Source organism: Halorarum sp. SLYT50 (assembly GCF_059821265.1).
The window spans coordinates 733,853-748,127 of sequence record NZ_CM187555.1 but is presented as its reverse complement, the minus strand read 5'-3'; the positions used below and the strand labels follow the sequence as shown (position 1 = coordinate 748,127).

At 70.5% G+C, this 14,275-nt stretch carries 17 protein-coding genes and 1 pseudogene; 6 read left to right on the top strand and 12 right to left on the bottom strand.

Annotation, left to right across the window (positions count from 1 at the left end):
• Window positions 1-62: 62 nt before the first annotated feature.
• The gene (locus tag AC6RUA_RS03930; RefSeq protein ID WP_499814635.1) at window positions 63-467 is read left to right on the top strand and encodes a CBS domain-containing protein; all 405 of its coding nucleotides are present in this window, start codon (window positions 63-65) and stop codon (window positions 465-467) included.
• Window positions 468-487: 20 nt separating this feature from the next.
• Here the strand turns inward: AC6RUA_RS03930 and AC6RUA_RS03925 are convergent, their stop codons facing one another.
• Both AC6RUA_RS03925 and AC6RUA_RS03920 read right to left on the bottom strand, forming a co-directional pair.
• On the bottom strand, window positions 488-1,240 hold the full coding sequence (locus AC6RUA_RS03925) for a GTP cyclohydrolase IIa (RefSeq protein ID WP_499814634.1): 753 nt from the start codon (window positions 1,238-1,240) through the stop codon (window positions 488-490).
• A 35-nt stretch (window positions 1,241-1,275) separates the two neighbouring features.
• Window positions 1,276-1,563 (bottom strand): hypothetical protein, encoded by a 288-nt coding sequence (locus AC6RUA_RS03920; RefSeq protein WP_499814633.1) that lies wholly within the window; start codon window positions 1,561-1,563, stop codon window positions 1,276-1,278.
• Window positions 1,564-1,737: 174 nt separating this feature from the next.
• Here AC6RUA_RS03920 and AC6RUA_RS03915 point away from each other — a divergent pair, with 174 nt between their 5' ends.
• Window positions 1,738-2,487, top strand: coding sequence for an HAD-IIA family hydrolase (locus AC6RUA_RS03915; RefSeq protein ID WP_499815395.1), 750 nt, complete (start codon window positions 1,738-1,740; stop codon window positions 2,485-2,487).
• Window positions 2,488-2,625: 138 nt separating this feature from the next.
• On the top strand, window positions 2,626-2,766 hold the full coding sequence (locus AC6RUA_RS03910; protein ID WP_499814632.1) for a hypothetical protein: 141 nt from the start codon (window positions 2,626-2,628) through the stop codon (window positions 2,764-2,766).
• An 84-nt stretch (window positions 2,767-2,850) separates the two neighbouring features.
• On the opposite strand, the gene AC6RUA_RS03905 is transcribed toward AC6RUA_RS03910, so the two are convergent.
• On the bottom strand, window positions 2,851-3,249 hold the full coding sequence (locus AC6RUA_RS03905) for an OsmC family protein (RefSeq protein WP_499814631.1): 399 nt from the start codon (window positions 3,247-3,249) through the stop codon (window positions 2,851-2,853).
• A gap of 125 nt (window positions 3,250-3,374) precedes the next feature.
• Window positions 3,375-4,088, bottom strand: a complete 714-nt coding sequence (locus tag AC6RUA_RS03900) for a metal-dependent hydrolase (RefSeq protein WP_499815394.1) — start codon at window positions 4,086-4,088, stop codon at window positions 3,375-3,377.
• Between the two features lie 161 nt (window positions 4,089-4,249).
• Between AC6RUA_RS03900 and AC6RUA_RS03895 the strand changes: the two genes are divergently transcribed.
• Entirely contained in the window at window positions 4,250-4,987 is a 738-nt protein-coding gene (locus AC6RUA_RS03895; protein ID WP_499814630.1) for a fumarylacetoacetate hydrolase family protein, read from the top strand.
• Between the two features lie 67 nt (window positions 4,988-5,054).
• Here AC6RUA_RS03895 and AC6RUA_RS03890 read toward each other — a convergent pair whose 3' ends face one another.
• Entirely contained in the window at window positions 5,055-5,195 is a 141-nt protein-coding gene (locus AC6RUA_RS03890) for a hypothetical protein (protein WP_499814629.1), read from the bottom strand.
• 199 nt (window positions 5,196-5,394) lie between these two features.
• Between AC6RUA_RS03890 and AC6RUA_RS03885 the strand changes: the two genes are divergently transcribed.
• Window positions 5,395-7,119, top strand: a complete 1,725-nt coding sequence (locus AC6RUA_RS03885; protein WP_499814628.1) for a hypothetical protein — start codon at window positions 5,395-5,397, stop codon at window positions 7,117-7,119.
• A gap of 111 nt (window positions 7,120-7,230) precedes the next feature.
• Here AC6RUA_RS03885 and tpiA read toward each other — a convergent pair whose 3' ends face one another.
• Window positions 7,231-7,875, bottom strand: coding sequence for a triose-phosphate isomerase (gene tpiA, locus AC6RUA_RS03880; RefSeq protein ID WP_499814627.1), 645 nt, complete (start codon window positions 7,873-7,875; stop codon window positions 7,231-7,233).
• Window positions 7,876-7,969: 94 nt separating this feature from the next.
• Window positions 7,970-8,494, bottom strand: a complete 525-nt coding sequence (locus AC6RUA_RS03875) for a multiprotein bridging factor aMBF1 (RefSeq protein WP_499814626.1) — start codon at window positions 8,492-8,494, stop codon at window positions 7,970-7,972.
• Window positions 8,495-8,691: 197 nt separating this feature from the next.
• Here AC6RUA_RS03875 and AC6RUA_RS03870 point away from each other — a divergent pair, with 197 nt between their 5' ends.
• A complete protein-coding gene (locus AC6RUA_RS03870) occupies window positions 8,692-8,826 on the top strand; it encodes a DUF7503 family protein (RefSeq protein ID WP_499814625.1) in 135 nt (44 codons plus the stop codon).
• Here AC6RUA_RS03870 and AC6RUA_RS03865 read toward each other — a convergent pair.
• The 5 genes and pseudogenes from AC6RUA_RS03865 to hisC all read right to left on the bottom strand — a co-directional run bounded on the left by AC6RUA_RS03865 (window position 8,810) and on the right by hisC (window position 14,194).
• Complete coding sequence (locus AC6RUA_RS03865; protein WP_499814624.1) at window positions 8,810-11,035, bottom strand: CHAT domain-containing protein; 2,226 nt, start codon at window positions 11,033-11,035, stop codon at window positions 8,810-8,812. The two genes, AC6RUA_RS03870 and AC6RUA_RS03865, sit on opposite strands and share 17 nt — an antisense overlap.
• A 2-nt stretch (window positions 11,036-11,037) precedes the next feature.
• Window positions 11,038-11,847 (bottom strand): DUF7504 family protein, encoded by an 810-nt coding sequence (locus AC6RUA_RS03860; RefSeq protein ID WP_499814623.1) that lies wholly within the window; start codon window positions 11,845-11,847, stop codon window positions 11,038-11,040.
• A 115-nt stretch (window positions 11,848-11,962) separates the two neighbouring features.
• Window positions 11,963-12,579, bottom strand: a pseudogene (locus AC6RUA_RS03855) (CDP-alcohol phosphatidyltransferase family protein).
• Entirely contained in the window at window positions 12,576-13,076 is a 501-nt protein-coding gene (locus AC6RUA_RS03850) for an adenylate kinase family protein (RefSeq protein ID WP_499815393.1), read from the bottom strand. The pseudogene AC6RUA_RS03855 and the gene AC6RUA_RS03850 overlap by 4 nt, the downstream one beginning before the upstream one ends.
• A gap of 2 nt (window positions 13,077-13,078) precedes the next feature.
• Window positions 13,079-14,194: a histidinol-phosphate transaminase gene (gene hisC / locus AC6RUA_RS03845; protein WP_499814622.1), complete on the bottom strand. Its 1,116-nt coding sequence runs from the start codon at window positions 14,192-14,194 to the stop codon at window positions 13,079-13,081.
• Window positions 14,195-14,275 lie beyond the last annotated feature (81 nt).

The following is a 14,275-nucleotide window of genomic DNA, read 5'->3' as shown; positions in this document are numbered from 1 at the left end:
ATCCGTCCCGCTCGTCGGTCGAAGCCGGCGGGCTTAACCCGCTTCCGACGGAGACACCGACCATGGACGACATCTTCGTCGGACAGCTCATGTCGTCGTCGCTTCACACCGTCTCACCCGGTACGCTCGTCGAGGAGGCGGCGACGGCCCTGCTGGACAACGACATCGGCTCGGTCGTCGTGGTCGACGACGACGGCCACCTGGAAGGGGTGTTGACCACCACCGACTTCGTCCGAATCGTCGCCGAGCGGAAGCCGAAAGACGAGACTCCCGTCTCCGCGTACATGACCACCGACGTCGTCACGACCACCCCGCGCACCTCCATCCGCGAGGTGGCCGACGCGATGATCGAACACGGATTCCACCACATGCCCGTGGTCGACGACGACGGGGTCGCCATCGGGATGGTAACGACGACGGACCTGACGGCGTACATCTCGCACGTCCAGACGCCGAGTCCCGACTGAGTCGCGGGTCGCTCCCGCGGTCAGGCGAACTCGACGAGCGTGCCGTCGTACCGACAGTCCTCCAGCGCGTGCTTCGCCTCGATACCGGCCTCGTGGGGGGTCGCGCCGCTGCCGACACCCACCTTGAGCTGGACCTCGGCCTCCGTCGCGACGTGGTCGATGGCGTCGCGGTACGCCGCGACCGAGAGGTCGGGACAGGCGGCGATGACGTTGTCGCCGCCGACGAAGAACGAGAGCGCCCCGTGCGTCTCGCGCATGTACTGCATCAGGCTCGCGTACCCCTGTTCGATGCTGATGAACGAGTCGAACTCGTTGAGGCGGTCGGTGTACTTCCCCGTCGCGTCGTTCACGTCGAAGTGGGCCACGTGAACGTCGTCCCCGGCCGCCGCCCCGTGAAACGACCCGGCGAGCGCCTCGCTCCGGGTCGACGACTGGGCGCTCCCGGCGCTCTGGACGCGCTCCGTCGCCGTCTCGAGCGCGTCGATGGGTACCTCGTCGACGCCGACGCCGAGGCTCACGGTCACGGGGTAGCGATTCCCGACCGACTCCTGGAGGAGTTCGTGGTCGGTTCGGTCGAGTCCGTTCGTGACCGCGACCATGTTGTCGAAGCGCGTGAAGAAGACGTACCCCCCACGCGAGCCAACGAACTGTGCGAGGTCCGCGAACAGCCGGGACTGGAGCGTCTGGAGGTCCATCTCCCGGCGCGGTTCCGGCGTCACCGTCCACGGTCCGTAGTTGTCGATCTGCACCAACGTCAACTGCGTAGCCGTCACGATAGTGGAGGGTCGAACCCCCCGACACATACGCGTTACCGTTCCCGGTTTCGTGACGCGGGCGGCGCAGGTCCGGTCCCCTTCCCGTCTGGACTCGTCTGCACGGCGACGACCATCGCCTCCAGCGCGAGCCACGCCAGCGCCCACGTGAACACGCCGAGGAACACCAGCGCCGTCGTCGACAGGAGCGGCACCCACGCCGTCGCCGCCAGCACCAGCGACGACCCGACGAGCAGGGCCAGTACCCCGACGCCGAGGCTCACCAGCCCGCAGGCCGTGTGGCCCGTCCGCCCCATCGGCGCCGCGCCCGATTCTCCGCGCATGGTGGAACGTACGCGAACGACAGTGTTAATTGTTACCAATGAACACGTCCAGACGACGGTCGCGGTGCGGCGCGCCGGGGGCCGAGAACGGGTCGGCGCCGGGTGATTCAACACCCGTGCACACGAACGACGGGCGTGATACGCGGCGTCGTCATCGACGTGGACGGAACGGTGATGCAGGGCGAAGAGACGATTCCGGGCGCTCGCGCGGCCCTCGCGCGCGTTCGCGAGGCCGGACTCCCGCTCTGTTTCTGTACCAACAACCCGACGCGGACGCCGACCGCGTACGCGGACCACCTGACGGACGCGGGTGTCGACGCCGAGGCCGCGGAGGTACTCACCTCGGGAACGGTGACGGCGGCGTACCTCCGGGACCGCCACCCGGACGCCGGGCTGTTCGTGGTCGGCGAGACGGGTCTCCTCGACCAGTTGGCGGACGCCGGGCTGACCGTCGTCGCCGACCACGACGACGCCGAGGTGGTCGTGGTGTCCATCGACCGCGCGTTCGACTACGACCGGCTGTGCGAGGCGATGTGGGCGCTGGACGGCGACGTCCCGTTCGTCGGAACCGACCCCGACAGGGTCATCCCCGCCCCGGAGCGCGACGTCCCCGGGTCCGGCGCCATCGTCAACGCGGTGGCGGGAGTCGTCGGCCGGGAGCCGGATGCCGTCCTCGGAAAACCCTCGCCGGAGGCGCGCGCGCTGGCGCTGGAGCGGCTGGGCGTGCCGGCCGGGGACTGTCTGGTCGTCGGCGACCGCCTCGACACCGACATCGCGCTCGGGGCCGACGCCGGCATGACGACCGCGCTGGTCCTCACCGGGGTCACCTCGCGGGCGGACCTTGACGCGAGCGAGTACGACCCCGACTACGTTCTGGAGTCGCTCGCGGACCTCGACCGAGTACTGGCGGACGAGACGGAGTAACCCGACACTCGGGTAATCCTCTGTCTGGGGGACAGTCCGTCGTCGCCGCCACCGCCGAATCGGTCACGTGGCCGCCACGACCCTGTGCGTGTGGCTGTCTGACAAAGGCTTATATGGGTATGTGTGCTACCAACTGGCATGGACGAACGCGACACGCCGTACGTCTTCCGCGACGAGGGGGGTGACATCGACGACGTCGACCCCAACCCCGATGGCGCCGACGTGGTCATCATCGAGGGCCGCGCGATGACGTACCGACACTACCGCGGCGCGGAGTGAGCGGACGCGACCGACGAGAACTCGCTTTGGAGGCGACCGGAAGAACGGGAGAGCAGAGCGAACGCGCCGTCCGGCAGTAGCGCCTCAGAACGCGTCGCCGTGAGCGGTAATGTCGGCGTGCAGCGAGTCCTTGAGGGCGTCGTGGACGTGGCAGATGTCCTCGGCGCGCTCGACGATCTCCTCGAGGGTCTCGTCGTCGACGTCCTCCTCCACGTGGACGTCGAACCGAATCGCGGTCAGGTCGTCCTCGTCGTTCATGTCGGCGTCGGCGTCGATCTGGAGTTTCCCCAGGTCCTCGTGGCCGCGCTGGCGGCCGCCGACGCGGAACGCGGGCAGGAAGCAGGCGGCGTAGTCCGCGACGAGGACCTCCTGTGCGGTCGGCCCCTCCTCGCCGGTCGCGTCGACGGAGAGTTCGTAGTCGTCGATCTGACTGGTGGTCGCGTACCCTTCCTCGCTGACGGTGGCAGTCTCGATGTCGGCCATGGTGCAGTCGGTTCGACTGGCGCTCGCGGCGTAAACCTTGTCACTTCGGCCGTCTCCGACGGGAGACGCGGCTGGGGCGCCGTGACTTCGGCGCGTGAGCGGGCGTACCGGGCTGCCCGCCCCGCTCACTCCAGCGTGAACGACTCGTCGCCGTCGAGGACGTGTACCTCGGCGTCGCTCCCGGTCGCCTTCACCTCGCTCACGAACTCGTCCGTGTCGATCTCTACGGGGGGGAACGTGTCGTAGTGCATGGGGAACGCGTGGTCGACGTCCAGCCAGTCCACCGCGACGGCCGCCTGCGCCGGCCCCATGGTGAAGTGGTCGCCGACCGGGACGGCCGCCGCGTCGGGTTCGAGGTACGGCCCGATGACCTCGCGCATCTCGACCATCAGGCCCGTGTCGCCCGCGTGGTAGAACGCCGTCGCGTCCGGGTCGGACTCCTGCGTCGGCTTCTTGTCCGAGACGACGTAGCCGGCGGGCATCCCCCCCGACGCGCCGTACCCGGTGTCCAGTCCGTTCGAGTGGTCCGCGCGGACCATCGTCACGAACGCGTCGTCGAGTTCGACCGTCCCGCCGATGTTCATGCCGGTGGTGTCCTCGACGCCGTACTCGTCGACGAGGTACCCCGTCACTTCGGGGGTGCCGACGACGTGCGCGCCGCGGTAGCGGTCGATGTCGGCGATGTGGTCCGCGTGCCCGTGCGTGACGAGCACGTGGTCGGGGTCGAGTTCTTCGGGGTCTGTGTCGGTGTACGGGGCGTCGAAGAACGGGTCGATGAGCAGGTCCGTGTCGTCGAGCGAGACGCCCCACGTCGAGTGACCGTACCAGGTGAGTTCCATCTCCGTCATGCGGGCGCGTGTTGGGACGACTCTCACATAAACTCGTCCGCCGGGAGGTGCGTCGCTATCGCCTCGGCGCGGCAACCGGTCGACCGGATGTGTCGTCCCGGACCACGCCCCGACTCCGAACGGCTAAGAGGCGAGCGCCCGACGCGCACCCCATGCGTTACGCCCGATTCCGCGACCCGTCAGGCGCGGTCCGACGCGGTGCGTACGACGAGGCGACCGTCGAGTACGCCGGCAACACGTACGACGTCGGTGCGGACGACGTGGACCTGCTCGCGCCCTGCGAGCCGAGTAAACTCGTCTGCGTCGGCCGCAACTACGCCGCGCACGCCGCGGAGCGAGACGAGGCGGTCCCCGACCGGCCGCTGTTGTTCCTCAAACCGCCGAACGCCGTCGCCACCCCCGGGTCGACCGTCACGCTCCCGGCCGGGAAAGAGCGCGTGGAACACGAGGCCGAACTCGCCGTCGTCGTCTCCCGGCAGTGCCGGAACGTCGACGCCGCCGACGCGATGGACGTCGTCGCGGGCATCACCTGCATGAACGACGTGTCGAACCGGGACGACCAGGACCGCGAGCAGAACTGGGTTCGCGGGAAGGCGTTCGACGCGAGCGCCCCGCTCGGACCGTGCCTCGCGGACCCCGCGCACGTCCCCGCCGACGCGTCGGTCGAACTCCGCGTCGACGGCGAGACGAGACAGTCGGGCACCCGAGACCAGTTCATCTTCGACGTCCCGACGCTCGTAGAGGAGGTGACGACGTACCTGACGCTCGAACCGGGCGACGTCATCTCGACGGGCACCCCCGCCGGCGTGGGTCCGCTCTCGGACGGCGACCGGGTCGAAGTGGAGGTCGAGGGCGTCGGCGTCCTCGAACACGACGTGCGCGCCGAGTAGCGTCGTCGCCCGACGCTCCCCGACCGACGGGAAATCCGAGCGAGGCGCGTTACCGGCGCTCGGCTTCCTACTCCCGGACGGTGACGTCGTGGACGACCGCCTCTTGGGCCGCTCCCTCGCCCGTGTCGACGAGTCCGACGTACAGCGCCGCGTGCGTCCCGTTCCCGTCGCCCCCGCCGTACCGGCGCTTCAACTCGCCGAAGGTCACGAGCTCTCCGCCCGGCAGGAGGGTGAACGTCGTGACGTCGGTGACGGCTCACGAGGACGGAACACGGCGCCGTCTCGGTCGTCTCGCCCGGCCAAGGAAGATTACCAGCTACTGGTGGAACCGGAGTCGCTAAGTCGGTCTACTTGCGTCTCGCAAAATCTATCATTTACTATCATAAATATCTCGCCGGGGCAGACAGATGACCGACGAAGCGAACGCCGACGACGCGGAGCATCGGTCGTGGAACTTGTACCGACGGACGACCCTGAGAGCGGTCGGAGCCGGCCTGCTGGCAGCCGGCAGCGTCGGGTCGGCCAGTGCCCAGGGACCCCCCTACCAGGGACCGTTCCACCGGAGCTACGAGGGCGACCCGGTGACGGTCGGGGAGGTGGAGACGGTCACGACTGGCGACCCGTTCAGCCTCCCCGGCGACGCCGGCGAGGGGGAGGAGGGACTGCGGCAGGTCCCCCGAGGAACGCCAGAGGCGAAGGGCCACCCGACCGGCGGAGGCGGACCGGCCCAGACCGAGGCGACGGAGGGTGACCTCGTCGACGTCCAGTTCGAGGGGTTGGGGGCGGACGACGTCCGCGGGCTGGTTCCCTCGGACAACCAGGTCGCGGTCGGCGACGGGTACCTCGTCAACGCGGTGAACAGCCGCTGGGCCGTCTTCGACACGGAGGGGAACTTCCAGTTCCAGTACACCCTCGACGACTGGTGGCAGAACGTCTCGCCCGTCATCTACGAGGAGGAGGGCGACGAGGACGAGGACCCGCCGGCGGACTTCTTCGACGACTACGCCATCTTCGACCCGCGGGCCCGTTACGACGCGGCGGCGGACCGGTTCCTCATGGCCTGCGTGGAGTACAGTTTCAACACGGGCGTCGGGGCGCTCCTGCTCTCGGTGTCCGCGTCGGGCGACCCGACCGGGACGTGGTACAACTACCGCGTTCCGGCGGTCGTCGCCGACGGCGACGAGGCGGTCCCGGGGCTCGTCGACTTCCCCCAACTGGGCTACGACGAGGAGACAGTCTACCTCACCCAGAACTTCTTCACGGACGTCTTTCAGGAGTCGACGGTCGTCGCGCTCGACAAGGCGGCGGCGTACGCGGGAGGACCCGTGGACGCCAACCACTTCACCGACCTCCGAAACCCGGACGGCAGCCTCGCGTTCACCGTCCAGCCGGCGTCGGCAGAGGGGTCGACCACCGGGTACTTCGTCAACAGCCGGTTCTTCCAGGGGAAGACCCTGACCGTCTGGCGGAGCGAGAACGGGTTCGCCGACCCCGGCGGCGCCGGTCCCGTCCCGACCCTGTCCAACGACGCCGTCAGGGTCCGGCCGTACCACAACGCGCCCCCGGCGGAGCAACCGGACACCGAGGAGAAGATCGACCCCATCGACACGCGCATCCAGCGGGTGTCGTTCGACGGGTCGAACGTCTGGGCGACGCACACCGTGAACGACGGCCGGATTCGGTGGTACAGCGTCGACCCCGGAACCGGGAGCGGGGCGTCGGTTCTCCACGCCGGCGAGTTCAAGCGCGCGGGACGCTCCACGTACATGCCCGCCATCGAGTCGGACGGCGACGGCAACGTCGTACTCGTCTACAACTCGAGCAGCGGGAACGACCGGGACGGCTACGTGAGTGCGGAAGTCGCCACGGTCGACGGGGAGGAGGTCGACGAGTACCAGGTCTATCGGGCGGGCGAAGACGACTACGACTACGCGGACGGCGAGGCCGGTGAACCGGACAACGGCCCGCAGGTGATGCGGTGGGGAGACTACAACGGCATCGAGATCGATCCCGAGGGGAACTTCTGGGTCACCGCCCAGTACGCGCCGAGCAACGCGGACCTCGACGCGCCCGAGTACGTCCGTGACGACTTCTACGCGACGCGAATCGGGCGGATCGACGCCTCGGACTGACGGCTCTCGTCTCCCCTCCTCCCCCCGTTCCCGTTCTCCACTCGACCACGCGCTCTCGGAGACGGGTCGGTCCGTCGACCGACCGTGACGCGCGTTCCGCCGGTCTCGGGCTCACAGCTCCGAGACCAGGTCGCGCAGCACCGCCCGCGGGTCGTCCGCCTTCGCGACGCCGCTGGCGAGGAGCACCCCCGTCGCCCCGAGGTCCGCGGCCGCCGCGACGTCCGCGCCGGTCGAGACGCCGGCGCCGCAGAACAGTTCCACGTCGCGGTCGACGGCGTTCACCGACGCGACGGCCTCCTCGACCACGACCGGGTCGGCGCTCGCGACCGACACGTCCCCGCCGATGAGTTCCGGCGGTTCGACGGCGACGGCGTCCGGTTCGAGCGCCGCCGCCGCGCCCGCTTGGTCCGGGTTGTTCGCGCAGACGACCGTCTCGAGGCCCGCCCGCTCGGCGGCCGCGAGCGAGCCGTCGACGTCTGCCAGCGTGATGCGGCGCTCCGAGTGGTTCAGGAGCGTCCCGACCGCCCCCGCGTCGGCGGCGGCCTCCGCGAGCGTGCTCCCGGTGTGGCTGCCGTGTTCGACGGGCGAGACGTGCTGGGCCCACGTCTCGACGCCCGTCTCGGCGACGGCCGCGAGGTGGGCCGCCTGCGGGGCGACGGCGACGCGGACGCCGGACTCGTCGGCCACTTCGCGGGCGGCAGTCGACACCGCCACGGGGTCGCACGGGTACGCCTTCAGATTGACGAGAACGAACATACAGGACGAGCGACCCTCCGGGGGAAAGGCGTAGCGGTTGCGGCGCGCCCGCGCCGGGGTCGGCCCGGTCGCCACGAGCCGTCGTCAGGTGTCGTCAGTTGTCGTTGCGCTTCACCACGTCGCCGAGCGTCATCGTCCCCGACGACTCCGAGGACCACTCCGAGTCCTCGACGTCCGTCCCCTCGACCAGCGAGATGCCGAGCGCCTTCTCCAGTTTCTTCTGGACCCGGTCGCTCGGCAGGTGCTCGCCGCGTTCGAGTTTGCGGATGACGCTCGTCTTCTCGTTGAGGCGGTCCGCGAGTTCCTCCTGCGTGAGGCCGGCCGACTCGCGCGCGCTCCGGATGCGCTCGTCGAAGTCGGCCGCGACCGTGTCCATCTCGTCGAACATGTCCCGCCGACGACTCGACGAGTTCGACGAGGACGAGGACGAACTCGACGAGGACGAGGACGACGAACTCGACGAGGTGGAGTACTTCGTCGAGGTTGACGAGCCGCTCGACTCCGTGCGCACTTCGGTCCCGAACCCCTTGCAGTCGTCGCACAGCTCCAGCTCCGCACCTTCGACTTTCGTCGTGGTGAGCGAGGGCTTCTCCGCGCCGCACATCTCACACTGAGGCATACCCTCGCTTCGCCGGTGCCGGTGATAAACCCCGCGCCCGGTACGGCCGGTTCCCACCGGTAGGGAGTGATTCCGTCTCGGTAAGGTGTCGTTTCTCCCGGCGCGGCGCACGGTAAGGTCGCATTTCTTTTTCAATCTCGTTTTATCAGAACCTTTCAGATATCTTTACTGTGAAACAAACTCACGGTGTAGGTGTGATGTCCGAAGCATCCAACGCGACGAACTGGCTCGCGGACCACCCGAAGATGATGGGCGTGCTGTTCACGGCGACGCTGCTGCTCTCGAGCGCGGGAAACGCGGCGGCGGCGTACAGCTCTACGGCCGGTCCATAACCGACCGGAGTTGGTCGAACGTCATCTCGTCGGCCCAGTACAACTGACCGCGGACTGACAGGGGGATACGGCTTCCGCCGAACAGGCGGTCGAGCGAACCCGCGTCGATTTCTAGCTCCCGGGACGTCCCCGAGGAGATGTACTGTCGGTTCTCGCTCTCGCAGTGGAAGTTCGACATCGTCCCGACGTCGAAGTTCGGGGTCGGGTAGTACCGCGAGGAGACCCGGACCGAGTCGCCGTCGAGACCCAGCAGTTCCGTCACCATCACCGCGCCGGTCGGACTCTGACACAGCTGCACCCGGGGGTCGCCGACGATGGTGTACGCGCTCCCGGCGAACGGTCCGCGCCGGACGACGTCGAGCGCCGCGTCGAGCGGGAACCCGGCGTCGAACAGTCGCGCGAGGTCGCGCCCCACCTCGGTCGCCAGCGTGTTCGGCAACTCCATCAGCGACACCACGCCGCCGAGCGCGCCCGCCTCGACGAGCGCCATCCCCTGCCTGTGCGAGGAGCAGGCGTTGAGCAGGAACGCGTCGACGTCCGTCTCCCCGAGCGTCCGGAGGTCGAGGAACCCGTCGGAACACTCCATGCCGCGCTCGTCGACGTGACCGATGTAGTGGAAGAAGTCGTGGTCCGCGCGCAGCGTCTCGCGGAGGGCCCCGACCGTCAGGTCGCGTTCGCGGTGGACGTCGAACACGACGTGGTCGCGGAACCCGTACCCGTCGTCCATCTCCTCGCGCATCCGCTCGTCGTTGCAGACCACCGTGACCTCGATGGTGCGGTCGGACGACGGTGACCGGTTGAGGCGTCGCCGGTACGCCTCGACGGTGGGTTTGGCGGCGCGCGTCGGGAACCCGGGGCCGACCCACGACCGCGAGACGCTGTCGGCCTCTCGCGGAGTGACGGTCTCGTCACGGTCGTCGCCGACGTTCTGCGTCGGCCCGCGCGTGAACCCGTCGCCCGCGGCGACGGCCGACCCGGTGGTCGAGCGGGCGCGCGCGTCGCTCGCCCCCCGCGTCAGCACCTCGCCCGCCGCCGGTGCGGGGCACCCTCGCAGGAAGTCGTCGAGTTCCGTCGACCGGTCGCCGCCGGACTCGATCGGCGCCGGGGGCGGCGAGCGCACCGTCGAGAGGTCGGCCGCGAGGAACGGGAGTATCGAGGCGTTCGCTGCCACCGGCTTGACGTCCGTCGTCTGCGGCCAGTCGACGTACCCCTCGGTCGCGTCGGTCGGAACCTCGAGGTACCGGGCGGTCCGCTCGTCGACGTCGGCACGGTACCACGCCTCCCAGGGGGGGTCGAGCCGCTCGGTCAGCGACTCGTGGACGTGGAGGTTCACGTCGTAGAGGCCGGCCGAACACGCCCGGGTCGCGCAGTCGAGCGTGAAACAGTGTCTGAGGAGGCGGCCGAGTTCGACCCCGAGGTCCTCGTCCTCCCGGGGGAGGTCACGCCGGACGCCGCCGGCCGCGAGGTACGGCGTGTCGCTCTCGACCACGCCCGCGCCCAGGTAGTACGCGAGGGGGGCCGCGGAGAACAGCGGACCGTACTCGAACGGGAGACCGAGTTCCACCCCCGTATCGACCCGTCCCACGAGCGCGGGAACCTCGAATCGGTCGCCGAGCGCGAGCAACGGCGGGTGTCCGCGGAGCGTCGGGAACGACCGCTCGGGCGAGGTGGTCGCCAGCGCCGACCCGAACAGCGACAGCGCGGTGGCGAGGTCGGCCGGGTCCTCGGTCGTCGTGATGGTCCCCGCGGGCGTCTCGTGGCGCGAGCGCGCCCCGACGACGAGTTCCGCCGGCCCGCCGTCGAACTGGACGCGCGGGTACCGGTCGTCGTAGCCGACGAGCGCCGGACCCTCGACGGCGACGTACGTCTTCACCGGGGCCGTCGAGAGTTCGAGCACGTGCGGGCCGGGAGGGACCCGCGCCGCCCCGTCGGCGGTCGCCGTCGCGACCACCTCGTTGTCGGGCGTCCGGACGTACATGTCGGCGGTACACAGCGGCGTCACCGACTCGGCGTGGAACCGCCAGCACGCGTCGACCGGAACCGGGAACCGGTTCCCGGCGTCGACCCGGCTCGGCCCACCCACCGCTCCGTCGACGCGGAGCGGCATGCCGACGTCCTCGATGTGGTCGACGACGTCGTAGCGACCGCGGCCCGCGACCGACGCGAGCGTCAGCGCGTCGCCGACGGGCTCGCCGAGTTGCTCGCTCATGCTCACCGGAGCGGGTGCCAGTCGGTGGACCCCCAGCCGACGATGTGCCACCGCTCTTCCGGGACGGCGGTGTGCTCGGCGAACCGCAACTGCACGATGACGTCGAGGTGTTCGCCCAGACGCGTCGCGACGGTGTCCACCACGGGGTCCGACCGGGGCGTCGCGGCGTCGCCCACCGGACGGGGGAGGTGGAAGTGTGCCATGCCGCCCCGTTCGCGCGTCTCCGCCGCCGCCTCGCGGAGGACGTCGTCGGCCCGTTCCTCGCCGAGTCCCGCGCGGAGTCCGTCGACGCGGAACAGGCCGACGCGGAGGTACATGCTGTCCGTCCGCTCTCCGTCGCCGGCGCGGATGGCGTCCAGGAATCGGTCGGAGAACGCCTCGGCGTCGGACTCGGGGGCCGAGTCCGAGACACCGGGGTCGAACTCCGAATCGGCGTCGGAGCCGAGTCCGGCGCTCGCTCCACCCTCGTCGCGGGTGCGTCGGCGGGTCGTCGCCGCGGGGCTGCGGACGGCGTCGTCCAACCGAACCACCTCCGTCTCTCCGCTCGTCGGGTCGACGCCCTCGGGGAACCACCCCTCCGCGTGGAGGCCGTCGTGCGTGAGGCCGAGGACGCGCCGACGCGGGTTCGACGCCGCTCCGAAGTAACGCGCCGCGGCCACCCGGAACGCCTCGGTGGAGACGTCGCCCGTGACCAACAGTCCGCACCCGCCGGCCAGACGGTCGAGTGCGGCTTGCAGGGTCGGCTCGTCACCGCGGTTCCTGGGCCGGGACGGCGAGCCGCCGCCCGTCCCCGTTCCTGTCCGTTCGCTCATGAATTCGTTGTCGTAGTGAGAGAACAAAAGGATTCGCCCCGGTGAATCAGCCGAGATAACGACTGGTCCGAGCGGACTCGCTCGCGCGTTCGCTCGGACGCGGCCACGTTCGGACTCAGCGCAGGTCCGACCACGCGCCCCAGAACCGCTGGAGCGCGGTGAGGTGACCGACCACTGCGAACAGGGCGAGCAACAGCGCGACGACGCCGTAGCCCGCGACTACCGGGCCGGGGACGGCGGCGGCGACGACGGCCGCGACGCCCACGAGCGCGAGTCGGTCCGCGCGTCCGAGCAGGCCGCCGTACTCGCGGCCGATGCCGACCGCCTGTATCTGCGTGCCCAGGTACGACGTCATCAGGACGCCCGTGACCGCGGCCAACCCCAGCGCGTACCCGTCGATACCGGCGGCGAGGCCGACGAGCACCGCGATGTCGGCGTACCGGTCGAGCACGTGGTCGAGCAGGTCGCCGCCCGAGGAGGCGCTGCCCTGCGCCCGCGCGAGCGCGCCGTCGACCAGGTCGAGCCAGCCGTTCAGGAAGACCAGGACCGCGCCGGCGACGTACAGCACCGGGGCGCTCGCGGGCGACCCGACGCCGAGGCGACGCCGGCCGCGACGGCACAGCCGAACGCGACGACGCTCACGCCGTCCGGCGAGAGACCGAGCCCGCTTGCCAGGCGGACGAACGGGTCGAGCCCCCGGTCGGCGAGGGGGCGGAGCCTGTCGAGCGTCATACGTAGCCGATGAAGTCCACCTCGCCCGCGCTCGGGTCGCGCTCGCCCGCAGCGACGGCCGCGATCTCTTCGGCGGTCGCCTCGGGCGTGCGGTCCGTCGTGTCTAGCTCGTACACCGCGTCCGTCCCGTGTCGTTCGACGGCCTCGCCGAGCACGACGTCCAGCGCCTCGCTCTCGCGGTTCTCGCGCGCCTTCGCCTCGGACTCCCCCCGGTCGAGGAGCCGCCGCTCGAGTTCGTCCGGGCGACACCGGAGGACGACCACGCGGTCCGCGTCGAGGTGGTGCGCGAGGTGCGACTCCACGACGCCGTCCCAGTCGCCGAGGTCCGCGCGCACCGCGTCGAGGTCCGCGACGAGCGAGTCGCGCTCCGCGTCCCGCTCGCTCCACAGCCCGCGCTCGCGGACTCGCTCGTTGAGGTGGACCACGTCCGACCGGTCGAGCGCGTCGGTCGCACTCGTCTTGCCCGTCCCGGGCGTCCCCGTCACGGCGAGTCTCACGCTCACGCGTCGCCCCCCGCGCTCGCGTCGGCCGACGCCTCCGCCCGCTCCGCGAGCACGTCGTTCAGCACCTCGACCGCCCGCCTCGTCCCGTCCTCGGTTCCACACGAGAGGCGGATACAGCCGGGGAGGCCGAACGACGTGGTGTCGCGGACGATGACGCCCCGTTCCCGCGCCCGCTCTGCGACCGCCGACCCGTCGCCCACCTCCGCGAGCACGAAGTTGGCCGCGGTGTCGAACGTCGGCGCGTCGAGCGCGTCGGCGACGTACTCGCGCGCCCAGCGCGCCGACTCGACCGACCGCTCGACGTGCGCGTCGTCGTCCAGCGCGGCGCTCGCGGCCGCGAGCGCCACCCCGTTCGCCGCGAACGGGGTGTTCACCCGCGCGTACGCGTCCGCCCACTCGTTCGGCACGACGGCGTACCCGATGCGCAGGCCGGCGAGCCCGTACGCCTTCGAGAACGTCCGCGTGACCGCGAGGTTGTCGTGCGCGTCGAGCAGGTCGACGGCCGACGGGGAGTCGGCGTACTCGCCGTACGCCTCGTCGACGACGACCAGCGTTCGCCCGTCGACGCCGTCGAGCAGGCGGCGCAACTCCGCGCGCGGGAGTTCCGACCCGGTCGGGTTGTGCGGGGTCGTGACGTAGACGATTCGCTCGCCGTCGTACGCGGAGAGCAGGTTCTCCGCGGTCTGGGCGAAGCCGTCCGCCTTCGACAGGTCGTACTCCGCAACCTCGCCGTGGTGGTAGCGCGCGCTCATCCCGTAGTAGGCGAACCCCGGCGTCGGGACGAGCACCCGGTCGCCGGGTTCGAGCGTCGCCCGGGAGAGGTAGTCGAGCGCGCCGTCGGCGCCCGGTCCCACCCACACCTGCGCGGGCGTCACGTCCCACCGGTCGGCCAGCTTCTCCGTGAGGTCGGTGTGGGCGGCCGTCGGGTAGACGTGCGCCTCGCTGACGGCGCGCGTCGCCGCTTCGACGGCCCTCGACGACGGCCCGTGCGGGTTCTCGTTCGAGGAGAGCTTCACGAGGTCGTCGGGTTCCATCCCCAGGTCGCGTGCCACCTCTTCCGCCCCGCGCCCGGGGACGTACGGGGCGTTCGCGGAGAGGTCTCGCAGTCGCATGCTCGACACGAGTGGACGGCGCTTCATAAGGGTGCCCACACCGGCCCGTTCCGCGCCCGGAGACGCCGTCTGCCGGGTCGA